This is a genomic window from Heyndrickxia sp. FSL W8-0423, assembly GCF_038009395.1.
Classification (GTDB): domain Bacteria; phylum Bacillota; class Bacilli; order Bacillales; family Bacillaceae_C; genus Heyndrickxia; species Heyndrickxia sporothermodurans.
This window is the reverse complement of record NZ_JBBPBE010000001.1, coordinates 576,134-599,883: the sequence shown is the minus strand read 5'-3', so window position 1 is coordinate 599,883 and position 23,750 is coordinate 576,134. Positions and strand designations below refer to the sequence as shown.

Below are 23,750 nucleotides of genomic sequence, written 5' to 3'. Positions count from 1 at the left end.
GGCTGGCCTAGTAATCTGCAGATTAATAGTGTCGATATTTTATGCCTTTCAGCATTAGGTCGCACGGACATCGTGTTGTTTATTATCCATTAAGGATTGACCCGTTCATATGAATTAGTCAATTTTAATATAAATAAAAGAGGAATTTACCATGCCGTTAACGAAAAGAAATACATACAAAATAACAAACAGGGATGGGATGGAAATGAATACGATAGTCAATCAATTAACAGGCTGGATCGATTATTTGAAAAATATTAAAGCGGAACAACATGAGGAATTTTTTAAAACGATTGCTGAAGGGAAATGGTCCAAAGCAGCAATTATTGCCCATATCTTCTACTGGGATCGTTTCTTTTATGAAAAAAGGCTGCCTGCAATGTTAGAGGGTGGAACGTTGCCTAGTATTGACGCAAGCTATGTTGAAGAAATGAATAATAAAGCCGATAAATATGCTCATTCAGGAATACAGCTGTCCGATCTGATCAATAAAGCCATTAAACAAAGAGAGATACTTGTAGATTCATTAAAGGACCAGGATTTGTCGCAGACGTTTATCATAAATGATAATAAATATACACTTGAGTCTTATGTAAAAGGTGAAGTAGAACACGATCAACATCACTTAAAGCAATTAAAAGGATAAAAAGGAGGAGCATGTAAGGCTCCTCTAGTGTAATAAATGCTGATAGATCCATGGGGAAAGACAAAATGACATAATCGCAGCTAATACCATGCAAACACTGGAGACAGCTCCAGTTGCATGACTTAATTCTAATGCCTTTGATGTCCCTGCACCGTGTGAACTCGTACCTAGCAATACCCCTCTTGCTATTTCACTTTTGATTCGAAAGAGGCGGATCATCCATGGTCCGAGAATCATTCCAATAATCCCGGTGATAATTACAAATACAGCAGTAATGGTCGGAACACCGCCAATTTTTGTCGAAACTCCCATCGCAATCGGTGTTGTAATCGAATAAGGAATAATGCTCGTAGACAGTGTTTTATTTAAATGGATTACACCCGAAATCGTAAACGACGCAAGAATAGACATAATCGAACCGAAAAACACACTAAAAAGAATTTCACTCATATATTTTTTTAAAATCGGGTAAAAACGATAGAGTGGAATCGCTAATGCCACGGTTGCTGGTTGTAATAATTTCGTTAACCAAATGGCTCCGTGATTATATGAATCATACGTTATATGGAAGAATACAAGCAATAATATAATCAAAAATGGAGCTACTAAAAGCGGTGAAAAGTATATTTTTTTAGTTTTACTGTATCCCCATTTTGCTAGCCAATAAATACTAATGGTGAGAAGTATATACATAAGTGTCAACATGCTGTGTCTTTTTCTCCTTTCGGCGTGCCATTTTCTCTGCTAAAAAACCAGAACATGCCATGACAATTGTGGAACTAATGATAATAACAGCAAAAATTTTAGAGCCATTTTCCAGTAATAATTGTTTATATTGAAGAATGCCTACTGCCGAAGGAATAAAAAATAACAACAATTCGGCGACTAACCAATTTCCTCCAATTTCAATCCACTTCAGCCTTATTACCTTCGTTTGTAATAAAATAAATAAAATAACCAATCCTAAAATACTGCCCGGAATGTTAAGATGCAGAAATTCGGAAAGTTTCCCCATAATATACGTAAAAACGGTTAACATCACGATTTGGATGAATCCAATTAATAATTTTTTCAATTTCTTCCCCTCATTTATGAAAAAAATCTCTATATAAAGTGTACAGCGCATTTTTATATAGGTAAAATGAATATAGAGAATGATAGCTATTCTAAATAGTTATAAGAGGGTGCGGTTGTTTTGGATATTCAACATTTAAAATACTTTGTTGCAGTTGCTAAGGAAGGGAATTTCACAAAAGCTGCACAAAAGCTCTATGTTTCACAGCCAACCATTAGTAAAATGGTGAAGAGTATTGAAGATGAGCTTGGTGTTGTTTTATTTGATCGTACAGGTAAACAGGCCAAACTAACTGATGCAGGGGAAATTATTCTCGTTCAAGCGCGGAATATTATTCAATCATTCGATAATCTTTCTTCGGAATTAGATGATTTAATTCAGTTAAAAAAGGGAAATATCCATATAGGATTACCGCCAATGGTTGGCTCACGATTTTTCCCAAAGGTTATTCAGGCATTTCATAAAAAGTATCCGAATATTACTGTTCAGCTTGTTGAAGATGGGGCAAAAAAAGTGGAAAGAGATGTTGGAAATGGTACGCTTGATTTAGGGGTCGTCGTTTTGCCAGTGAGCGAGGAGCTCTTTCATACTTTTTCATTTGTGAATGAAAATCTAATGCTGCTTACACACCCTGACCACCGATTAAGTAAAAAGGAATCTATTTCGCTTTCTGAATTGGCCCATGAGTCTTTTATATTGTTTGGAAAGGATTTTGCCTTACACGATCGAATCATTAGAGAATGTGTTCGTTCTGGTTTTCAGCCGGATATTATTTATGAAAGCTCACAGTGGGATTTTATTAGTGAAATGGTAGTAGCTAATCTTGGGGTAGCCCTCCTGCCGGAAACCATATGTAAACAGGTCAATCGGAAAGAGGTGTCGATTATTCCACTAACCGAACCAAGAATCCCTTGGAACCTAGGGATCATTTGGAGAAAAGACCGCTACTTATCTTTTGCAGCAAGGGAATGGATTCGATGCACACAATTGTTTATGGAAGGATCTGAACAAAAATAAATAAAGAAGATAGATACTTAAGCAGAAAGGAGCTATTTTAAATGAAAAAAGATATCCAGCAATATGATGAAGAAAAATTAACTAGCGAAATGCAACGTTCGAGCAGGCATTATTCTGATCATAAGTTTTGGGACAAGCTTAAAAAATATGGAAAGAAGGCAGGCGGGGTAGTCGTCTATGCTGTTCTCTTACTGTACTACACATTACAGAAACCAACTGTTCCTAAGAAAACGAAGGTGTTTATTATCGGTGCATTAGGATACTTTATTCTTCCAACAGATTTACTGCCCGATTTCCTTCCGGGGATTGGCTATGTAGACGACTTAGGTGCACTTGGCGCTGCGGTTTTGCAAGTGGCTGCACATATAGATAAAGAAGTTAAGGCTAAAGCCAAAGATAAAGTGATTCAATGGTTTGGTGAAGAAGTTAACACAACGGTCATCGATGAAAAAATAGGACATTAAAAACGATGGATTCATCGTTTTTTTGGTTCTCTTTTCCCCTTCATATCTTTGATAAAATTAGTAATCATCAATTAAATGAAACTAAATCTATCAAATATACGTTATACTAGTAGTATCTTTTAATTAATATTGGATGGTTAAACTACTTTTGGAGGACATGATGGGCGATTTTATTCAATCAATCTTAACCTTTTTGACGGATCTCGGTTATTTCGGTGTGGCATTAGGACTAATGATCGAAATTATTCCGAGTGAAATTGTGTTAGCATATGCGGGCTATCTTGTATCCCAAGGACATATTAATTTTGTCGGTGCGGTCATCGCTGGTGTCATTGGTGGAACGATTGCGCAAATTTTTGTTTACTGGATTGGTGCGTATGGAGGAAGACCTTTCTTGAAAAAATACGGGAAATATATTTTTATCCATGAGAAGCATATTGATATTGCGGAAAAATGGTTTGAAAAGTATGGGTCCGGTGTGATATTTACAGCTCGTTTTATTCCTGTCGTGCGTCATGCAATATCAATTCCTGCTGGGATTACGAAAATGTCGTTAAAGAAATTCACATTGTATACAACATTGGCCGTTATCCCCTGGTCGATCTTGTTTGTTGCTTTAGGGGATCAGTTATCATCAAACTGGAAACATGTTGATGAATTTGCGAAACCATATATACAGCCTGCGATGATCATTGCAATTGGATTGATTGTTTTATATTTTATTTATAAAATGTTTAAAAAAAATAAATAAAGAAAGAATAGAATGTCTGAATCAATTAAGATTGAGGCATTTTTTAACCTATACTTTGTTAAAGTTCAGTCTTGATATTGACGCTATGTTGATTGAAGCGAAAGGTGCGAGACTCCTGCGGGATTAGCTGGACAGATGAGACCCCGCAAGAGAGAAGCGATGAGGAGGCTCATCGCCAGCCCCGCGGAAAGCGAGTACCTGCAGCGGAAATCAACAATCCAGTATAATATCCTTAACCTAAATGAAGGGAAATTCAAAAAAGGGAAAGAAATATTTACATAACACATTAAAAAAGGAGAGTAGGAATATGAGTACATCAAAATTACGTGAGCTGTTGTTATCAGAACTATACATCGCTGTTCGAACAACAAAGGAATTGCTGAAGAAAGTGTCTGAGGAGGATTTTTCCTATCAGCCAAATGAAAAAATGCGCACCTTGTTGGAGCAGGCGAACCATTTAGTGCAAATTCCTTTCGTTGATATTGCGATTGGACAAGAAAAGACAGAAGCTGAAATTAGACAACTTGAAAAAGATTTATACTCGACTGATGTTATCAAACTAGGTGAAGTAATGGAAAAAGGCTTCCATGAGTTAAAAGCGTATTATGAATCACTTTCTGAAGAGGACTTCTTAGAAAAGGTAACAAAACCATTTTATTTTTCTCCTGATATGGAAGGTCATACGCAAGCGAAATGGTTGATTGAAACAACTACACATGCATTTCACCATCGCGGGCAATTTTTTAATTATTTAAAAGAGCTGGGGAAAGAAGTGAATATGTTTGATTTATATTAACAAACAAAAAAATCCGTTGCGAATTAGGCAGCGGTTTTTTAGATTTTTCAATAGGATTGAATGCGAGAATTCATTCGCCAATTTCTACTACATAACACTTCAATCATATGATTTATTTTATCCCTATCATTTAACGCTTTTTTTATAATTTGAACTTCGTTTTTCGTAACAGACAGCCCGAAATATTTTGCTAGTGTTTTTTCTACATTGGCACCTCTTGCAATTTCATTAGCGATTTCAGTTTCCATCCAAATACACCTCCATGAAATTCTTTAATTAAAGTTTAAATCCAAAATATTAAATTCGAATGAACATAGATTTAAGATTCGGTAAAGATTTGACATGTTTTAGGTGATGTTAACACATACTAAGTGTTGTGAATATGGGTTGGTAAAATATATTAGAATAGAAATTAAAATAACAATAATCTGAATGTAATCCTTTTCGTTGTGAGAGTATAAATTTTATGTTTTAATTTTATAGACCTTATTTTTATTAAGTAGAATATCGTTTGTTTTATACACTTTTAATACATAACTTTTAATAATCGATATTATATTGGGAAAATAAACATAAGTACTGCAACATAGAAAAAATTTCGTGATGGAGGAAATATAATGAAATATATTATTTCGATTATCGGTTTACTTATTGTAATAGGACTAGCTTTGCTAGTAAGTAATAACCGTAAAAAGGTTAATTATAAACCGATTATTTTAATGATTGTTATTCAGATTGTACTAGCTGCATTATTGTTGAATACAAAGTTTGGATTGGTATTAATTAAAGCTATTGCAGAAATTTTTACAAAACTGCTTGAATATGCTGGTGAAGGAATCTCCTTTGTATTTGGAGGAATTGCTAATAAAGGGGAAGCCCCTTTCTTTTTAAATGTTCTTCTTCCAATTGTATTTATTTCAGTATTGATTGGAATATTTCAATATTTACGGATTCTTCCATTGATCATGAAAGGGATCGGATTGTTGCTTAGTAAAATTAATGGGATGGGGAAACTGGAATCTTATAACGCAGTTGCCTCTGCTATGGTCGGGCAATCAGAAGTATTTATAACGGTGAAAAAACAATTGAATCATCTTCCTCCACATCGTTTATATACGTTATGTGCTTCGGCCATGTCGACTGTTTCAATGTCTATTGTTGGCGCATATATGACGATGATTGAACCAAAATATGTAGTTACAGCACTCGTCATCAATTTATTTGGCGGATTTATCATCTCTTCGATTATTAATCCATATAAGGTTGACAGCAAAGAAGATATTTTAGAAATTCAAGAGGAAAAGCAAAGCTTCTTTGAAATGTTAGGAGAATATATTCTTGATGGCTTTAAAGTAGCAATCATAGTTGGGGCAATGTTAATTGGTTTTGTTGCATTAATAGCGGCTATAAATAATGTTTTTGATTTGATATTCGGTATTTCATTCCAGCAAATTCTGGGCTATATTTTCTCCCCTGTTGCCTTTATCATGGGAATTCCATGGGCAGATGCAGTAAAAGCGGGCGGAATTATGGCTACAAAGCTTGTGACCAATGAATTTGTAGCGATGATTGACCTAACCAAAATTCAATCAAGCTTTAGCTCACGAACAATTGGAATCATCTCTGTGTTTCTCGTTTCATTTGCTAACTTCTCATCCATCGGTATTATAGCAGGTGCAGTGAAGGGATTAAGTGAAAAACAAGGAAACACTGTTGCACGCTTCGGATTAAAATTATTATATGGTGCTACACTTGTTAGCATACTGTCAGCTATTATTGTTAGCTTTGTTTTATAGCAGAAAAAGGATCTATTTGTTTTTATGAGAACAAATAGGTCCTTTTTATTTTCATTATGAAAAGTTTTTTAACAGTAGCGTTTCGAAGTATAAATTGGTAGACTTTTCAATATACACTATATCTATCAATAGTTATGAATGGAGATTAATATGAAAAACATATTAGTTGTTGATGACGAGAGAGAAATTGTAAATTTAATCACGATTTATTTGAAGAATGAAGGGTTTCATGTGTTAAAAGCCCACAACGGGGTGGAAGCTTTAGCGATTATGAACCATGAACAGGTAGAGTTGATGATTATAGATATTATGATGCCCGAAATGGACGGAATGGAATTGTGTCGGAAGATTAGGGAAAAGAATCAGGTTCCTATTATTATGTTGAGCGCAAAAGGGGAGGATATGGATAAAGTTCTTGGACTAATGACGGGTGCGGATGATTATATGATTAAGCCGTTCAATCCGTTGGAGCTGATAGCCCGCGTAAAGTCACTATTGAGAAGATCTTACCAATATAAAATTGACACGCACGCGAACGAAAGTGAAATTATCACCATTCATTCCATAGAAATCAATCGCAGCTCACATCAAGTATTAAATGGTGGAATACCGATATCATTAACGGCCAAAGAGTTTGATATTTTATATTTACTTGCTAGTAATCGAGGACGAGTTTTTAGCACGGAAGAGATTTTTGAACGTGTATGGGATGAGAAATATTTTGCATCTAATAATACGGTAATGGTTCATATTAGTCATCTAAGAGATAAGCTGGAGAAGGAATTAGGTTATAAATTGATCAAAACCGTATGGGGGGTCGGTTACAAGATTGAAGAATAGGTTGATTAATCAAATACAAGGAAAGATTATGCTCCTTATTCTAAGCAGCTTAGTTTTATCTACAATTGTTTTTGCGATCCTTTTTGTCATTTTATATATTTTAAAAAATATGTCGGTTATTCCTTATCGTGTATTATACAGTTTTTATCGATTCGATCAAAAATACGGTTATGCATATTTGGGAATGTTCATCTACTTTCTTTTATTTATCTTATTTGTACTCATCCTTAGTAGAGGATGGGGCAGGGACTTTAATAAGGTGTTGGAGGGGACGAAAAAAATATCCGAAGGAGAACTTGATTTTCAAGTTCCCGTTTATTCAAATAATGAATTAGGGGAAATGGCAGGTAATATTAATCGGATTTCCGAACAATTGCACCATTCAATACAAGAGGAGCGGCGGGCAGTACAAGGGAAGAACGAATTAATTACGAATGTCTCACATGATCTCAGGACCCCTCTAACATCAATTATGGGGTACTTGCGTTTAATTGAAGAGGATCGCTATAAAGATGAGGTCGAGCTTCGTTATTACGTGAATATCGCGTATGAAAAGGCTATGAACCTAGAACGAATGGTTAGTGATTTATTTGAATACACGCGTGTAAACTTTGGTACTCAACGGTTAGAAAAAATCGAAATTGACTTAATTCAGCTGTTATCTCAAATTACCGCTCAGTTTATTCCGATTCTTGAAGAGGCAGATATGGCGATTAATTTTATCGCTGTAGATGAAAATATTATGATTAAAGCGGATGCGGATAAATTAGTGAGGGTATTTGAAAATTTAATCTCTAATGGGATGAAGTATGGGAAAGAGGGTAAGAAAATTTTGTTAAGGGCTAAAAAAATGGATGGCCAGGCTATAGTCGAGGTCACTAATTATGGGGAACCGATTTCCTCTGCTGACCTTCCATATATTTTTGACAGGTTTTATCGAGTCGAGAAATCCCGCTCATTAGACACTGGTGGTTCGGGACTTGGACTGGCTATTACGAAAAGTATAGTCGAACAGCATGATGGTCATATAGAAGTAACGAGTAATAAACAAGAAACGAAATTCACTATTACACTCCCTTTAAATCAAATCGCCTATATTGAATAGGTGATTTTTTTTCCTTAAGAAAGACTTAAGAAATATTTACAAACCACTTAAGCTTCACGTTTTATAGTAAAGAAAACGATTTTTTATTAAGAGGTGTTAGTGGTGAAAAAGTTTCTTATTCTATGTATTATCCTTTTTATAAGCGGCATTTTATATAAATATCCTGAGTATTTGAAAAAACCATTCGGTCTACATATTCAATCTGATAGAAATTTGATTAAAGGAAAGGCAGGTGTATTGATGGATGAGAATAGTGGAAAAATCCTGTATGCTAAAAATGCAAATGAGCGTCTATACCCTGCAAGTACGACGAAAATATTAACCGCACTAATTGCTTTAGAGAAGACGAATGTAAATGATCCAATACAGATAGGAAATGAAATATTATTAAGGGAGCGTGAGGAAAGTTCTGCCGGTCTGAAACCTGGTCAGGTGCTGCCGCTCGGAGTGTTATTACGAGCGATGTTACTCCCTTCCGGAAATGATGCAGCAAGGGCAGTTGCTGTCTATATCGCCAAAAAGGATAGTAACCAGCCAAATATGTCTTCAGAGGCTGCATTAGACTATTTTGCTAAATTAATGAATGTGAGAGCAAAGCAAATCGGAGCAACCCATTCACATTTCGTCAATCCTCATGGACTACATAATCCTAATCATTATTCGACTGCGGAAGATTTGGCAAAGATTGCAAGGGAAGCAAGAAAGTTTAAGGAATTTCGGGAGATCGTCAGTGAAGAGGTGTATAAAGGTTCGTCTGAAACTTTTTATAATCGTAATGAGCTTGTGAATCGGAGCAGCAAACATTATTTTAATGGAGCAGATGGGATAAAAACAGGATTTACAGATGAAGCTGGTCACTGTTTAGTATCATCTGCTTCCAGAAATGGGAAAAAGCTGATTTCAGTCGTGTTGCATTCTTCGAAAGAAGATGTATGGAATGATTCCACCGCTATGTTGGAATATGGATTTCAGGAGAAGTATGCAAAGAAATAAGTAATTGGTTGTTTGCGTGCTACACTTTAATTAGCCTAACTAAAAGGGGAGATGGATCTTGGGAAAACGAGTTGCTCTTTCTTGGAGTGGAGGGAAAGACAGTTGTCAAGCATTGTATGAATTGGTGAAACAAGGGTATGAAATAGCTTGTCTTGTTACTACTGCTCCGAAGGAAACGGGCTTAACCTTTGCGCATGGGGAAAGAATCGAATTAATCGAAGCGCAAGCAAAATCGCTTCGGATTCCAGTCTACATTATACATTGTTCTTTCGATAGCTATACGGATGACTTCCACAGAGAAATAATAAAGCTAAAGGAAATTTACCAATTAGATGCTATTGCCTTTGGTGATTTATACTTAGATGGACATCGGGAATGGGGCGAAAAATTAGCGGAAGGCGCGGAACTTGAAGCTCTTTACCCATTATGGATGAGACAAGAGAATGCCATTTGCGCGCTTTCTACTTTTATCGATACAGGTTACCAAGCAATAGTTATCAGAACGATGCATAATCAAGTTCCGGATAAATGGCTTGGAAAACGAATCGATAAAGAATTTTGGAAGGAAATTCAAACGTATGATGTATGTCCGATGGGTGAATCGGGTGAATACCATACATTTGTTTTTGATGGACCATTGTTTCATGAGAAAATAAACTTTCGAACCAGTTCAAAAATCGTTCAGGATCACTCTACTAAACTGGACATTTTTCTAAATGATTAAAAAAATGAATTGAGAGGAATATTTTCACTTTATGATAATAAATATTCCTCGTAAGAAACCACACTATTTATTGTTTCAATAGGCTAATTTCTAAAAAATATTGTTACTTCTAACGGTAATAAAAGCGCAGAGTGGATTGAAGCGGAAGGCACTTGACTCCTGCAGGATTAGCTGGAAAGATGAGACCCCGCAGGGAGCGAAGCGACGAGGAGGCTCATCACCAGCCCTGCGGAAAGCAAGTGCCTGTAGCGGAAAGGAACGGTCTATTACGAAAGCTTTTTAAACATGAAAAATACTATCTAAAACGGCTAATGGATGTTCATAACGACGTCCAAACTCACTTCCGGTATAAAAATACTCAGGTGTTTCCAAATAACTTGAAAGTGTTTGTTCCTTTTTAATCTCCCATTTAAGCTGGTCAATCATATGATCAAACGTATAGGAAGCTGACTGATTAGGAGTATTATATTTAACAGAAATAGAAGCGATTTGCTCTCTATCTTTCATGATAAAAATATCATTTCCGTCATTAGTAAAGGCCTTAAATTCTAATGAATCATAAGCAGCCGTGACTGAATGGTGACTTGTCCTAACAACAAATCCTCTCTCTCTAAAATAATCTTCAAAAGAAGCAAGAAATTCATCGACTTTGATTTTCATTCCGGTCAATACATTGTTTTCATAGAGTTGTTTGTTCTTTTCTTTTAAGTGAATCAATTCCGCTTGTAAGTCTTTTATTTCCGTAGTACTCATATCATCATATCTCCTTTTTTATTTCTTCCTTTAATTTTATCAAAAAAATACGGTAGGCAACAAAATGTAATGATTCATATGGTGGTATAGGAGGTGGTACGAATGGTATATGAAATACATGTGTCTACATCTAAGCGTCGCTTAGCACTTTTGAATAACGGCCGGGTAGTTAAAATCTATCCAATCGGAGTGGGGAAAATGTTAACACCAACGCCGAAGGGTACGTATAGAATCATTAATAAGCAGCCAAATCCGGGCGGACCATTTGGAGTAATGTGGATGGGACTATCAAAACCACATTACGGAATTCATGGAACGAATAATCCTGCATCAATCGGGAAACTGGTCTCCCATGGTTGCATTAGAATGTATAACCAAGATGTTTTATCCCTATCTAAAATAGTACCGATTGGGACGAAGGTAAGGATAAGTCAGTCATGATTTTACACTCAATGGAAATTATGTAGCCCTAAAAAATAAAGTGAACAAAAAGATAAGATAAATATAAGGTTCTTCTTTGGAGTATGAAGAATATAAATTTTATAAAGGGTTCACTTGAAGGGAGGATAGGTGTCAAGCCAAATCAATTTTGTTTAAACGAAACGCAAATTCTTGGATACCAAGTGTGAAAGATAAACAAAATGGTCCAAATGAATAAAGAAAGGGAAATGGAATCATGGTCTTTGAACCTATTCAAATTAATCTTAGTGAATTGAAAATCAATAGTTGTGACCATTCGAGTGCAATTACTCTAGGATCTGCAGTTATCGTTGGCAGAAGAGTGGTTGCAAAGAAAAACCAACCAATTGGTCAACTTTTATCAGATCGTACCACTGTTATATCCTCTAAAAGTTTTACAATTGATGACGATATTGAAGACTTCTTTCGCACAAAAGGCATATAATCAATTAACCCTGTCCCTTTAGGTCGATGGTCTGATATAAAACATAGGAGGTACGAATATGTTATTTGCACCAGCAGTGATTAATCTTCAGACCTTTAAACTGAATTCAATAGATCACACAGCGGTATTAAATATCGGGCAATGCCAGCTATTAGATATTTTTGTCGCCTATAAAAGGAATCAAGGAATTGGAGAACAAAACGGTGATGGGGTTCGGATAATCTTACCTGTTTCATCCGTGTTAGACTCAGATTTCATTGATAGTCCTGCAGTTAAAAATAGTATTGTTTAGTTTGATTTCGTAAATAAGGAGTGACATGTATGTTTTTTTTCACACCTATGGTTGTTAATCTTCTCGGATTTAAAATTAATTCAGTCGATAACTCCTCTGTTATAAACGCTGGGCCAGTTCAATCAATTGATCAATTTACGGCTTATAAGCGAAACCAAGCTTTTGGAGAACTAAACGGTGATTTATCTCCAACCACTTTGCCTATTACAGCAATTGTTGATCCGGACGTAAGTGACAGCCCCGCTGTTAAAAATAGTGTTATTTAGTCGTACTTTTTCTAATTGTATAAGTTCAGCTAAATAAATTTAACAAATTTTTAAAAGGCTATTGACTTATTATATTTTTCGAAATAATATTAAGACTATTAAATTACAAAATTAAATAAAATGACTATGACTTATCCAGAGAGGTGGAGGGACTGGCCCTTTGAAGCCTCGGCAACGGGTTTGCATTTATGCAAATACCGTGCTAATTCCTGCGAATCGGGGTTTTTTCGATTCGAAAGATAAGAAGTAGATTGGTTAGTTTATACGAACCCTTCTTCTTATCTGTTCTTGGATAAGAAGAAGGGTTTTTTATTTATTGAAAGGGAGGATCAAGCAACATGATTAAATTTGAAGGTGTAAGCAAAGTGTTTCAGTCAAAAGGCAGAGAAGTGGCAGCTGTGCAGGATGTTTCTCTTTCAATCGAAAAGGGTGAAATATTTGGTGTAATTGGTTTTAGTGGTGCTGGAAAAAGTACTTTGCTTCGACTGGTAAATCTTTTAGAAAGGCCAACATCAGGAAAGGTAATTGTTAACGAACAAGAAAATCTCTCCCTATCAGAGAAGGAACTTCGAAAGATGAGACAAAGAATCGGAATGATCTTCCAAACCTTTAATCTATTTAACTCAAGAACGGTGTTCGGAAATGTTGCCTATCCGTTAAAAATAGCAAAAGTGCCGAAACAGGAGATTAATAGAAGAGTAACGGAACTGTTGCAATTTGTCGGGTTAGCTGATAAAGCAAATTATTATCCTGAACAACTGTCAGGAGGACAAAAGCAGAGGGTGGGAATTGCGAGAGCACTAGCCACTTCACCAGACATTTTAATTTGTGATGAAGCGACATCGGCTCTTGATCCGGAAACAACGAGCGATATTTTGACACTATTGAAGAGGGTAAATGAGGAATATAATGTGACGATACTATTGATTACTCATGAAATGCAAGTTATTCGAACGATATGTGATCGTGTTGCTGTGATGGAGAATGGACGAGTGATTGAAGAAGGTAGCGTCTTTAATCTTTTTACTAATCCTACAACTAAAACAACAAAAAACTTTATTAGCTCCGTCCTAAACGACAAAATCTCACCGCAACTTTTTGAAAAATTGTGCGGAAATAAGTCTAGTCATCTATACCGGATTATTTTTACCGGTGAAGAGACGAGTAAACCATTGCTATCAAACATTGCAAAGTCCTTTGAAGTAGATGTAAATATTCTTTATGGAAATATTAGCGAAATACAGGAAGTTCTCTTTGGTAATTTAATTGTTGAGTTACAAGGGAATCAAGTAGAGATAGGAAGAGCTGTTAATCATTTGCAACAATATGTAGAAGTGCAGGAGGTTACAAGTCATGCAAGTTGATTGGAGTACATTTTGGCCAAGGATATTCCAAGCATCCGGTCAAACGATAACAATGGTTATTTTTACACTGATTTTTGCAACAATATTTGGCTCAATCATTGGGTTGCTCCTTTTTGTGACAAGAAAGGGGAATATTTTAGAGAATCAAACGGTTTCTACGATTCTTAATATCTTAATTAATATTATTCGGCCAATTCCATTCATTATTTTTTTAGTAGCGATTAGTCCTTTGACCCGTGCTGTGATGGGGTCAACTATCGGAACGGCCGCTGCCATTTTTCCGATGACTATTGCAGCATCCTTTGGAATTGCTCGCGTTGTCGAGAATAATTTAGTGTCTATCGATCCTGGAATCATCGAGGCGGCAAAAGCGATGGGTGCCAGTAAACTTCAAATTATTTTTGGCGTATTAATTCGAGAAGCATTAGGACCATTAATCCTTGGTATAACCTTTATTACAGTAGGATTAATCGATTTCTCCGCCATGGCTGGAACTGTTGGTGGCGGAGGTCTCGGAGATTTAGCAATGACATATGGTTATCAGCGATTTGATAAATCTGTCATGATTGTTACGGTCGTGCTATTGATTATCCTTGTTCAAATTGCTCAATTCATTGGAAACTATCTAGCAAAAATTTTCTTGCGAAGATAATGAATAATACAAAACATCAGAAGAAAAGAGGAAACAATGTGAAAAAGACAATTTTATTAAGTGTTATTGCAGTATTTATCTTTTCCCTTTTAGCTGCTTGCGGAAAAGAAACGAGTGGCAACTCTAAAGTGGTGACCATTGGTGTAACCGGGTCGGATGGACAAATGTGGGATATTATTAAGGAAAAAGCAAAAAAAGAAGGGATTACGATTAAGTTAAAAGAGTTCTCGGATTATACGATCCCTAACCAGGCATTAGCAGATGGAGACATCGATTTAAATGCATTTCAACATATTGCTTTCTTAAATCAATTCAAAGAAGAACATAAATTAGATATTACACCAATTGGAACAACACAAATTGCTCCTATGGGTATGTTTTCAGACAAATACAAATCACCAAAGGAAATTCCTGCAGGCGGAGAGATTGCTATTCCAAATGATCCGTCTAACCAGGCACGAGCCTTATTATTGTTACAATCAGCGGGTTTAATCAAATTGAAAGATGATTTCGGCCTTTTCGGTGATCCAACTGGAATCATAGATAATCCAAAAAAGTTAAAGATTACCCCTGTTGTTGCACAACAGACTCCACGAGTATTAAAAGATGTTGCAGCGTCGGTAATTAATAATGGTGTGGCGGGCCAAGCCGGACTGAATATTACGAAAGAATCCATTTATTTAGAGGATCCCAATAGTGATTCGGTAAAACCTTATATCAATATTATTGCCGCACGTTCGAAAGATAAAGATAATAAGACATACGAAAAAATTATAAAGATCTATCATAGCAAAGAAGTGGAAGAGGCGGTTAAAAAGGATACAAAAGGCGGATCAATTGTAGTGGATATGCCAATTCAAGACCTTGAAAGTATCATTAAATAGGAAGAAGTTATTCAGGAAACGAAGGATAATAACTATTTAATTCCGATTAAATCTATGCGATAAATCACATATAAAAGGAGAGAATGAAGGATGACAATCCAAACGAAAAGTTTAAGAGGGGTAATTAATCAAAGTATTGAAGAGGCTAAACAATTGTATATTGAAACAAGTCACAAAATCCATAGAAAACCTGAAATTGGAAACCAAGAATATTTCGCATCAAAAACATTAACCGAAATTCTTGAGAATGCTGGATTTACTGTAACACGTAATGTAGCTGGACATGAAACAGGATTTGTTGCAAGAAAAGCAGCAGTTAAAAATGGTCCGAAAATCGCCTTTTTAGCTGAATATGATGCATTGCCGGGTTTAGGTCATGCATGTGGACATAATATTATCGGCACGACAAGTGTTGCTGCTGGCATTGCCTTAGCAAAAGTAATTGATGAAACAGGCGGTGAAGTGATTGTTTTTGGAACACCCGCAGAAGAAGGAGGGCCAAATGGCAGTGCAAAAGGAAGTTTTGTCAAACATGGATTGTTGGAGGGAATCGATGTCGCGCTTATGATTCATCCATCCGGAAAAACAAGTTTAACGTCTCCGTCTCTTGCAGTCGACCCTCTTGATTTTCATTTTTACGGGAAAGCGGCACATGCTTCGGGTTCACCCGAAAAGGGAATAAATGCGCTAGATGCTGTTATTCAATTGTTTAATGGTATTAATGCATTGCGCCAGCAACTACCTACAGATGTACGGATTCACGGCATCATTACTCATGGTGGTGATGCACCTAATATTATTCCAGAATATGCTTCTGCTAGATTTTTTATACGTGCCAGTACATGGAAACGAGCCGAGGGAATTTCAAAGAAAGTCCGAAACATTGCCGAAGGGGCAGCTCTTGCAACAGGCAGCACAGTAAAAATAGAACGATTCCAAAATGAAGTACATGATTTTATCATTAACGATTCTCTTGATCGAGTTGTTGGGGAAGAACTATCTTTATTAGGAGAAAAAGTTTTTTCTGAAAAAGGGAAAGGAATTGGATCAACAGATGCAGGTAATATTAGCCATGTTGTGCCAACCGCCCATCCACATATCAAAATTGGACCGGATGATTTAATTGGTCATACGAATGAATTTCGTGAATGTGCAGGCTCATTAGAAGGGGATAAAGCGTTAATAACTGGGGCGAAGGCATTAGCATTCACAGGATTTCGTCTATTAACAGATTCACGCTTGCTTGCAGGAATTCGTGCAGATTTCGAAGCAAGAAATATAAAATAGCACAGGAAGAGGTGGTAGATGATACCACCTCTTTATTAATGATATTTCAAAATATTTTTAGAAAATCTCCGAGAAATATGTTATTATTATTTGTCCTTAAATGAGACATATATTTTTCAGAATGTTTTACTATTTTAATATAAGAATTACTATTAATGGTACATTTCGTTTTCTCGGAGGTAAGTAATGAAGAAGAAAGAATCATTTACATTTATAATAGCGATTGGCTTTATGCTATTCGCTTTATTTTTTGGAGCGGGAAATTTAATTTTTCCAGTTATGCTCGGTCAATCAGCAGGTACAGCGATTTGGTCGGCAAATGCAGGGTTTGTGATAACTGGTGTTGGTTTACCTCTACTGGGAGTACTTGCGTTAGGATTCTCTGGTAAAAGCGATTTAAGATCGCTTGCGAGTCGAGCACATCCAATTTTTGGATTGATTTTCACAACTATTCTTTATTTAGCGATTGGTCCGCTATTTGCTATACCAAGGACCGGGAGCGTTTCATTTGAAATTGGTGTTAAGCCTTTTCTGCCTGCTCATGTAAGCTTTATACCATTATTACTATTTACTGTACTTTTTTTCGGAATAACGTGCTATTTTGCTTTAAATACATCGAAAATTGTGGACATAGTAGGTAGAATATTAACTCCTTTGTTATTAATTTTTATTGGAATATTGATTGTAACGGCAGTCATTCATCCGATGGGGAAATTAAGTATGCCCACGGAGTATTATATGAATCATTCTTTTTTTAAAGGCTTCCAAGAAGGCTATCTAACAATGGATACATTAGCTGCTTTTGTTTTTGGAATTATTGTCATTCAAGCCATTAAAGATAAAGGGATATCAGGTAAAGGAAAAATTATGATGACCTGTTTGAAGGCGGGATTAATTGCGGCGGGTCTCCTAGCAATCATTTACACCACTCTATCCTTTATTGGTGCGTCAAGTGTTGAAGAACTGGGCATATTAGATAATGGTGCAACAATCTTGGCTGGTGTATATCATCATTATTTTGGCCAATATGGACGGATATTACTAGGATTTATTGTAGTTGCTGCATGTTTAACAACGAGTATCGGCTTAATATCTTCTAGTGCTATCTATTTTCATAAGATGTTTCCGATGGTGTCCTATAAATTATTCACTATCATCTTATCTATAGTTAGTACAATATTTGCTAATGTTGGATTAATGAAATTAATTAGCATTTCAGAACCAATTCTCGTTGCGATTTACCCATTAGCTATCTGTTTAATTTTCTTAACATTCTTTCATTCACTTTTCAAAGGGAAATCGGAAGTATATATATGTAGTTTATTATTTACATTTATCATTAGTGTTTTTGACGGGTTGAAAGCAACAGGCATTCAAATTCATTCAATTGATCAGCTGTTATCTAGAATTATCCCTTTATATACTGTTGGTATGGGGTGGCTGCTTCCTGCTATAATTGGAGGAATAATTGGATATATAATTAGCATGCTAAAAAGAAAGAAACATAAGTGTAACAATTGAAATCATTTTTTGACCTTCTCATCCAATTTTATAGATGACAAATTTTCGTTTTTCGAAGATAATATAAAAGTTGGGTAAACCACACTTTAAATTAAAGAAAATTGAGGGATTATATGAGCTCAAGATTAAATAAGAAAAAAAGAAAAGTACGTAAAGGAAGAATCGCCCTTTTCATCATTGTCTTATTAATTATCGGTATAGCAGGCTTTGCTTATTCGCAATACAAAGCAGGTGTGAATCAAGCTGGTAAAGGAATAGATAAACAAGAAAATATTGAGTTTAATGGAAAAAAGGATAAAAACGGAAGAGTCAACTTCCTTTTATTAGGAATTGATAAGCGGAAAAACGAAACAAAGTCACATACAGATACGATTATGGTCGCACAGTATGACCCTAAAAATGATGATATTAAAATCATTTCATTAATGCGTGATATGTTTGTAGATGTTCCCGGTTATAAAAAGTGGAAAATCAATACAGCGTTTTTCTTGGATGGTCCTGAACTACTTCGAAAAACGATTCAGCAGAATTTCGGCCTTGATGTCCAATATTATGTCATGGTAGATTTCAAAGGTTTTGAAAAAGTGGTTGATACTCTTGCTCCAAACGGAATCGAAATCGATGTGGAGAAAAGAATGTCCAAAAATATCGGTGTGACATTAGAACCTGGGGTGCAAAAGTTAAACGGGAAAGAATTGCTTGGCTATGCACGATTTAGACATGATGCAGAAGGTGACTTCGGGCGTGTAGCTCGACAACAAAAAGTAATTAATGCGTTAAAAAATGAAGTACTTAGTGTGAATGGTATTACAAAAGCTCCTAAGCTTTTTGGAACAGTACAGCCATATATTCAAACGAATATGGGGACTAAGGATAGTATTGCTCTAGTTACGAAAGTATTATTAAATAAACCGGATAAGATTAATACGTTAACTGTTCCAGTCAAGAATTCTTATACAAATGGCTATTCAGACTACGCTGGTGCAGTATTAGAAGTCGATCTTGAAAAAAATAGACAAGCCATTGATAACTTTTTAAATGGTACATCGAAAGAAGAAACCAATACAACGGATCAACAATCTAATCCGTAATTTTGAATGAGACCAAATCAGTATGTGATTTGGTCTTTTGTTATATTGTGGACTGGACTTGGCTTGGAGGTGGACACTCGTTCCGTTATCTGTGAAAAAATGGGGGATTTCCTTCTGTTTGCGGACATAGAGTCCGTTATTTTATAAAAAGGTCGGAAATTCCCGTTATTTTTCGTAAATAGCGGACCTGGTGTCCGACTAGCTCTTAAATTTAGGTCATTTTTGAAAAATAGCGGACTCCATGTCCGCAAACAATGTGAAAATAATTCAAATTCATATTCAGTTCATAAACCTGTTGTATAGTAATAATAGAATCATAAACATGAAAGGATGTAAAACATATATGGAGGGAACTACCAAACATAAAGGATGGCGTCAGTTTGTCCAATTGGTGCGGGGAACAAAGCCTTCGAAGCTGCTTCTTAGTATTGCTTTATTTTTAAGTATCAGTACAACTTTAGTTGGTTTACTTGTCCCGTTATTTACAAAAAACTTAATTAATGACTTTTCACTTAGTTCATTGAGCACGGGGAAAATCATGCTACTTGCATCAGCTATGATCGTGCAAGCTTTGGCAAGCGGTCTTTCAATCTATATGCTCAATCATATTGGTCAATCGGTCGTAGCGGGGATAAGAGATCGATTATGGAAGAAGCTACTTGTATTACCTATTTCTTATTATGATGATCATCAAACAGGTGAAACGGTAAGTAGAATGACGAATGATACCGCTGTTGTGAAAGGGCTAATTACAGACCATCTAGCTAATTTTCTAACAGGGATCATTTCAATAGTTGGGTCGGTTATCGTTTTGCTCCTTTTGGATTGGCGAATGACATTAGTTATGTTTATTGCCATTCCCTTAGCATTTGTTATCCTCTTTCCATTAGGGAAAAAAATGCATATCGTTTCTAAAGGTATGCAGGATGAAACCGCCAGCTTTACGTCCGTGATTCAACAAGTGCTATCGGAAATACGATTAGTCAAAGCATCCAATGCGGAAAAAATAGAATATAACAATGGAAAGAAAGGAATTAACCAATTATTTCAATATGGGTTAAAAGAAGCTAAGATTCAGGCATTAATTGGACCACTTATCGGTTTAGTTATTATGTTGCTGCTTGTCGTTATTCTAGGTTACGGCGGGATGCGAGTTTCATCAGGTGCCTTAACTGCAGGCGATTTAGTGGCATTTATTATGTACTTATTTCAAATCGTTATGCCAATGGGACAATTAACAGCATTTTTTACCCAATTTCAAAAAGCAACGGGTGCCACAGAACGAATTATAACGATTTTAGATTCCGATGAAGAAAGTAATGAAATGAAGGAAGACGTTCCAAATATGAACCAACAAATTATTGTGGATCATTTAACTTTTGCCTATAAGGAAGGGGAATCGGTTCTTCAAGATATTAGTTTTTCAGTTGAGCCAGGAAAAGTTACCGCAATTGTCGGTCCGAGTGGCAGTGGGAAAACTACATTGTTCTCATTATTGGAACAATTTTATCAACCGCAACTGGGATCTGTTAGCCTAGGCGGTGTACCAATTGATCACTTTTCTCTTCAATCTTGGCGAAGTCAAATTGGCTATGTATCTCAGGAAAGTCCAATCATTGCCGGATCGATACGTGATAATATCCGCTACGGTTTAGAAAAAGAGGTAACAGAAGAAGAATTTATTCGTGTAGCTAAAATGGCGTATGCGGATCAATTTATACAAGATTTGCCGCAAGGATTCGATACTGAAGTTGGTGAAAGAGGTGTAAAGCTCTCGGGTGGACAACGTCAAAGGATTGCTATTGCACGTGCCTTTTTAAGGGACCCAAAAATATTAATGCTAGATGAAGCAACGTCAAGCCTTGATAGTAAATCAGAACTGGTGGTCCAACAAGCATTACAAAACCTTATGAAAGGGAGAACAACCCTAGTGATTGCTCATCGTTTATCAACGGTTATTGATGCCGATCACATTCTCTTTTTCGAAAAAGGTAAAATCACCGGAAGTGGGACACATGCGGAACTTATACAATCTCACTCACTATATCGTGAATTTGCAGAGCAACAATTAAGAATGACAGAAACAGTTGGATAGAGAAAGGTATGAGGATGTATGACAAAGGTATTAATTGTTGATGATGACTCCCATATTCGTGAACTCGTCCTCCTTTTTTTAAAAAAGGAGGGATTTGAGCTGTACGAAGCATCGGATGGGATAAAGGCTTTGGACGTAATGGAAAAAGTGAAAATTGATCTTGCTATTATTGATATTATGATGCCGAATATGGATGGATGGCAATTATGTCAAGAGATAAGAGAATCCAGTGACCTGCCGATTCTCATGTTAACAGCTAAGGGAGAGACAGCACAAAAGGTAAAAGGATTTGAACTTGGAGCGGATGATTACCTTGTGAAACCATTTGAACCGATTGAACTCGCGGCAAGAGTGAAAGCATTACTAAAAAGGTACAATATTACCGTTTCTCAAACGGTAGAAATGGGTGAATTTAAGCTAAATCGAAAGACACATGAAATATCTTTTAAGGAAAATGAGTTTACAATCCCGTTAAAGGAATTTGAGCTTTTATTTAAATTGGCCAGCTATCCGGGGAAAACCTTTTCCAGAGAGCAGCTAATTGAGGACATATGGGGATATGATTATGAAGGGGACGAGAGAACAGTTGATGTTCATATTAAGAGGCTAAGAGAACGGTTTTCTGAAATTGAGTTTCCATTTTGCATTAAAACGATTAGAGGATTGGGATATCGACTCGAGGTTAGAACATGAAGATAAAAAAGTTTTTTCGACACATGTTAGGAGTTCTCTTTTTTTTAATTCTTTTATCCGCTAGCTTTTCAGCAGGTTACTTCGTTGAACGGTCTGTATATAAAACGTTCGATTTTCATCTATCCGATTACCTTCGCCATTTGATTGCTTTAGCTTTCGGTTTCTTAATTATGGGGGGAGTGGGTTATCTTTTTTCGTTGTTGGCACAATCAAAACATCGAAGAAATTATATTCAAGAAGTAATCGATGCTTTAAGAAAAATTTCTAAAGGTGATTTCACAGTACATTTAAATTTAAAAATAGATAAGGAACATCCATTTGGACAGGTGGTTGATCACATTAATCATATGGCAAAACAGTTAAAGCAAATGGAGGATATGCGTCAGGAATTTATTTCAAATGTATCGCATGAAATTCAATCGCCACTTACATCTATCAGTGGCTTTGCGCGAGCATTGCAGCATGACCAGTTAAGTCAGGAGGAACGTTCCCATTATTTGAATATTATTGAAACGGAAAGCATTCGATTATCAAAATTAAGTGATAATTTATTAAAACTAACTTCTCTTGAGTCAACAAATCATCCGTTTGAGCGAAAAAGCTATTATCTGGATACACAAATAAGAAATATTATTCTAGCTTGTGAAGTGCAATGGATGGAAAAAGAATTGGACATGGACGTATCTCTTGATAAGTTAAGCATTGTCGGTGATGAAGACTTAATGAGTCAGGTCTGGACGAATTTGATTCATAACAGTATTAAATTCACACCGAAGCACGGGAAAATCCGAGTTCAACTAAGACAAGTAGATGATAAAGCTGTCGTAAAAATAATTGATAATGGAATCGGGATTTCAAAAGAAGACCAAATCCATGTGTTTGAACGGTTTTATAAAGCGGATAAAGCGAGAGAGCGTTCAAAAGGTGGCAGCGGGTTAGGGTTATCCATCGTTAAAAAGATTATTGACATGCATGAAGGGACAATTTTTGTAGAAAGTGAAGAAGGAAAGGGAACAGTATTTACAATTTTTATTCCAATAAGGCTAACTCAAAAAACCGTATAATGGTTTTGGAGAGTTAGTCAATTTTTTTATCAATTAAAATCAAGGATGTAAGCGATAACAAAATTAGAGTAATTATTCAGAAAATCTTGTATAATAAAATAATAGATACGAAATCTTTTTATCATTGTGGGGGATCATTTATGAGCCAATTCACCTTAAAAGGAAAAACTGTAGAATTAAAAAAACCGAGTTTTGAAGAATTAGCGTTTGTTCAGTGGTTATGGTCGGATGAGGAAACGATGAAATCAAGCGGGGGGCCAATCACTTTTTCGGAAGAAGAAAAAAAGCGTTGGTATGAAATTATGGTAAATCCGAGTAATGGAAAGCATCTATACTGCCTTGTATATAATGAATTGAACAAGCCAGTAGGTGAGGTTAGCTTCCATCAATACGATAAAATAACAAAAGCAGCCGAATTTAATATCAAAATTGCTTATGCTGAACGAGGAAAAGGCTATGGGTCCGAAGCAGCTAAACTACTTTTAAATTACTATTTTAATAAATGGAATGGGGAAATAATGAGAGATTCTCTTGCCATTGATAATATAGAAGGACAAAACACGGTGCTGCGTTTCGGGTTCGATAAGGTATATACGACTAAAGATGACTTTCTCGTTGCGATGACAAAAGAGAAATTTAACCGCATATATCATAATGAAGCAGGAAAATAATTTTTC

At 35.9% G+C, this 23,750-nt stretch carries 28 protein-coding genes and 1 riboswitch; of the genes, 24 read left to right on the top strand and 4 right to left on the bottom strand.

Going from position 1 to position 23,750, the window contains the following annotated elements; translation table 11 throughout:
• The first annotated feature begins 151 nt into the window (after positions 1–151).
• The gene (locus tag MKY81_RS02945; RefSeq protein WP_108072875.1) at positions 152–646 is read left to right on the top strand and encodes a DinB family protein; all 495 of its coding nucleotides are present in this window, start codon (positions 152–154) and stop codon (positions 644–646) included.
• A 24-nt stretch (positions 647–670) separates the two neighbouring features.
• On the opposite strand, the gene MKY81_RS02940 is transcribed toward MKY81_RS02945, so the two are convergent.
• Positions 671–1,351 (bottom strand): LrgB family protein, encoded by a 681-nt coding sequence (locus MKY81_RS02940; RefSeq protein WP_066231128.1) that lies wholly within the window; start codon positions 1,349–1,351, stop codon positions 671–673.
• A complete protein-coding gene (locus MKY81_RS02935; RefSeq protein ID WP_328019005.1) occupies positions 1,317–1,721 on the bottom strand; it encodes a CidA/LrgA family protein in 405 nt (134 codons plus the stop codon). The genes MKY81_RS02940 and MKY81_RS02935 overlap by 35 nt, the downstream gene beginning before the upstream one ends.
• A 120-nt stretch (positions 1,722–1,841) precedes the next feature.
• Between MKY81_RS02935 and cidR the strand changes: the two genes are divergently transcribed.
• The 4 genes from cidR to MKY81_RS02915 all read left to right on the top strand — a co-directional run bounded on the left by cidR (position 1,842) and on the right by MKY81_RS02915 (position 4,749).
• Entirely contained in the window at positions 1,842–2,738 is an 897-nt protein-coding gene (gene cidR, locus MKY81_RS02930; protein WP_066227980.1) for a cidABC operon transcriptional activator CidR, read from the top strand.
• An 89-nt stretch (positions 2,739–2,827) separates the two neighbouring features.
• Positions 2,828–3,202 (top strand): YkvA family protein, encoded by a 375-nt coding sequence (locus MKY81_RS02925; RefSeq protein ID WP_084347438.1) that lies wholly within the window; start codon positions 2,828–2,830, stop codon positions 3,200–3,202.
• Between the two features lie 160 nt (positions 3,203–3,362).
• Positions 3,363–3,953 carry a DedA family protein gene (locus tag MKY81_RS02920; RefSeq protein WP_108072879.1) on the top strand — a complete coding sequence of 197 codons (591 nt, stop codon included), beginning with the start codon at positions 3,363–3,365 and terminating at the stop codon, positions 3,951–3,953.
• A 307-nt stretch (positions 3,954–4,260) separates the two neighbouring features.
• On the top strand, positions 4,261–4,749 hold the full coding sequence (locus MKY81_RS02915; protein WP_107921149.1) for a DinB family protein: 489 nt from the start codon (positions 4,261–4,263) through the stop codon (positions 4,747–4,749).
• Positions 4,750–4,796: 47 nt separating this feature from the next.
• Here the strand turns inward: MKY81_RS02915 and MKY81_RS02910 are convergent, their stop codons facing one another.
• The gene (locus MKY81_RS02910) at positions 4,797–4,997 is read right to left on the bottom strand and encodes a hypothetical protein (RefSeq protein WP_107921150.1); all 201 of its coding nucleotides are present in this window, start codon (positions 4,995–4,997) and stop codon (positions 4,797–4,799) included.
• Between the two features lie 369 nt (positions 4,998–5,366).
• Here MKY81_RS02910 and MKY81_RS02905 point away from each other — a divergent pair, with 369 nt between their 5' ends.
• From MKY81_RS02905 to MKY81_RS02885, 5 genes are all read left to right on the top strand, one after another.
• The gene (locus MKY81_RS02905) at positions 5,367–6,545 is read left to right on the top strand and encodes a NupC/NupG family nucleoside CNT transporter (protein ID WP_108072882.1); all 1,179 of its coding nucleotides are present in this window, start codon (positions 5,367–5,369) and stop codon (positions 6,543–6,545) included.
• 138 nt (positions 6,546–6,683) lie between these two features.
• Positions 6,684–7,385, top strand: coding sequence for a response regulator transcription factor (locus MKY81_RS02900; protein WP_445663922.1), 702 nt, complete (start codon positions 6,684–6,686; stop codon positions 7,383–7,385).
• The gene (locus MKY81_RS02895) at positions 7,375–8,490 is read left to right on the top strand and encodes a sensor histidine kinase (RefSeq protein WP_341116655.1); all 1,116 of its coding nucleotides are present in this window, start codon (positions 7,375–7,377) and stop codon (positions 8,488–8,490) included. The genes MKY81_RS02900 and MKY81_RS02895 overlap by 11 nt, the downstream gene beginning before the upstream one ends.
• Before the next feature lie 102 nt (positions 8,491–8,592).
• Positions 8,593–9,483 carry a D-alanyl-D-alanine carboxypeptidase family protein gene (locus MKY81_RS02890; protein WP_341116654.1) on the top strand — a complete coding sequence of 297 codons (891 nt, stop codon included), beginning with the start codon at positions 8,593–8,595 and terminating at the stop codon, positions 9,481–9,483.
• Between the two features lie 58 nt (positions 9,484–9,541).
• On the top strand, positions 9,542–10,207 hold the full coding sequence (locus MKY81_RS02885; RefSeq protein ID WP_341116652.1) for a Dph6-related ATP pyrophosphatase: 666 nt from the start codon (positions 9,542–9,544) through the stop codon (positions 10,205–10,207).
• A gap of 279 nt (positions 10,208–10,486) precedes the next feature.
• On the opposite strand, the gene MKY81_RS02880 is transcribed toward MKY81_RS02885, so the two are convergent.
• Positions 10,487–10,960, bottom strand: coding sequence for a hypothetical protein (locus MKY81_RS02880; RefSeq protein ID WP_202778717.1), 474 nt, complete (start codon positions 10,958–10,960; stop codon positions 10,487–10,489).
• 102 nt (positions 10,961–11,062) lie between these two features.
• Here MKY81_RS02880 and MKY81_RS02875 point away from each other — a divergent pair, with 102 nt between their 5' ends.
• From MKY81_RS02875 to MKY81_RS02810, 14 genes are all read left to right on the top strand, one after another.
• Positions 11,063–11,401: a L,D-transpeptidase gene (locus MKY81_RS02875; RefSeq protein WP_202778718.1), complete on the top strand. Its 339-nt coding sequence runs from the start codon at positions 11,063–11,065 to the stop codon at positions 11,399–11,401.
• Between the two features lie 235 nt (positions 11,402–11,636).
• Positions 11,637–11,864, top strand: coding sequence for a hypothetical protein (locus MKY81_RS02870; protein WP_202778719.1), 228 nt, complete (start codon positions 11,637–11,639; stop codon positions 11,862–11,864).
• A gap of 58 nt (positions 11,865–11,922) precedes the next feature.
• On the top strand, positions 11,923–12,156 hold the full coding sequence (locus MKY81_RS02865) for a hypothetical protein (protein WP_202778720.1): 234 nt from the start codon (positions 11,923–11,925) through the stop codon (positions 12,154–12,156).
• A 29-nt stretch (positions 12,157–12,185) separates the two neighbouring features.
• On the top strand, positions 12,186–12,422 hold the full coding sequence (locus MKY81_RS02860) for a spore germination protein (protein WP_202778721.1): 237 nt from the start codon (positions 12,186–12,188) through the stop codon (positions 12,420–12,422).
• Positions 12,423–12,550: 128 nt separating this feature from the next.
• Positions 12,551–12,668, top strand: a riboswitch (SAM riboswitch).
• Between the two features lie 92 nt (positions 12,669–12,760).
• A complete protein-coding gene (locus MKY81_RS02855; RefSeq protein WP_341116646.1) occupies positions 12,761–13,786 on the top strand; it encodes a methionine ABC transporter ATP-binding protein in 1,026 nt (341 codons plus the stop codon).
• Positions 13,776–14,438: a methionine ABC transporter permease gene (locus MKY81_RS02850; protein ID WP_202778723.1), complete on the top strand. Its 663-nt coding sequence runs from the start codon at positions 13,776–13,778 to the stop codon at positions 14,436–14,438. Before MKY81_RS02855 ends, MKY81_RS02850 begins: the two co-directional genes overlap by 11 nt.
• Positions 14,439–14,476: 38 nt before the next feature.
• On the top strand, positions 14,477–15,322 hold the full coding sequence (locus tag MKY81_RS02845; protein ID WP_202778724.1) for a MetQ/NlpA family ABC transporter substrate-binding protein: 846 nt from the start codon (positions 14,477–14,479) through the stop codon (positions 15,320–15,322).
• A 90-nt stretch (positions 15,323–15,412) separates the two neighbouring features.
• A complete protein-coding gene (locus MKY81_RS02840) occupies positions 15,413–16,609 on the top strand; it encodes a M20 family metallopeptidase (protein WP_341116640.1) in 1,197 nt (398 codons plus the stop codon).
• A gap of 186 nt (positions 16,610–16,795) precedes the next feature.
• A complete protein-coding gene (brnQ, locus tag MKY81_RS02835) occupies positions 16,796–18,130 on the top strand; it encodes a branched-chain amino acid transport system II carrier protein (protein WP_341116638.1) in 1,335 nt (444 codons plus the stop codon).
• A 113-nt stretch (positions 18,131–18,243) separates the two neighbouring features.
• Positions 18,244–19,221, top strand: coding sequence for an LCP family protein (locus MKY81_RS02830; protein WP_202778727.1), 978 nt, complete (start codon positions 18,244–18,246; stop codon positions 19,219–19,221).
• Positions 19,222–19,564: 343 nt separating this feature from the next.
• Complete coding sequence (locus tag MKY81_RS02825) at positions 19,565–21,316, top strand: ABC transporter ATP-binding protein (RefSeq protein WP_341116633.1); 1,752 nt, start codon at positions 19,565–19,567, stop codon at positions 21,314–21,316.
• Between the two features lie 18 nt (positions 21,317–21,334).
• A complete protein-coding gene (locus tag MKY81_RS02820; protein ID WP_108072904.1) occupies positions 21,335–22,009 on the top strand; it encodes a response regulator transcription factor in 675 nt (224 codons plus the stop codon).
• A complete protein-coding gene (locus MKY81_RS02815) occupies positions 22,006–23,073 on the top strand; it encodes a sensor histidine kinase (protein WP_341116630.1) in 1,068 nt (355 codons plus the stop codon). Before MKY81_RS02820 ends, MKY81_RS02815 begins: the two co-directional genes overlap by 4 nt.
• 140 nt (positions 23,074–23,213) lie before the next feature.
• A complete protein-coding gene (locus tag MKY81_RS02810; RefSeq protein ID WP_202778730.1) occupies positions 23,214–23,744 on the top strand; it encodes a GNAT family N-acetyltransferase in 531 nt (176 codons plus the stop codon).
• Positions 23,745–23,750: the final 6 nt, after the last annotated feature.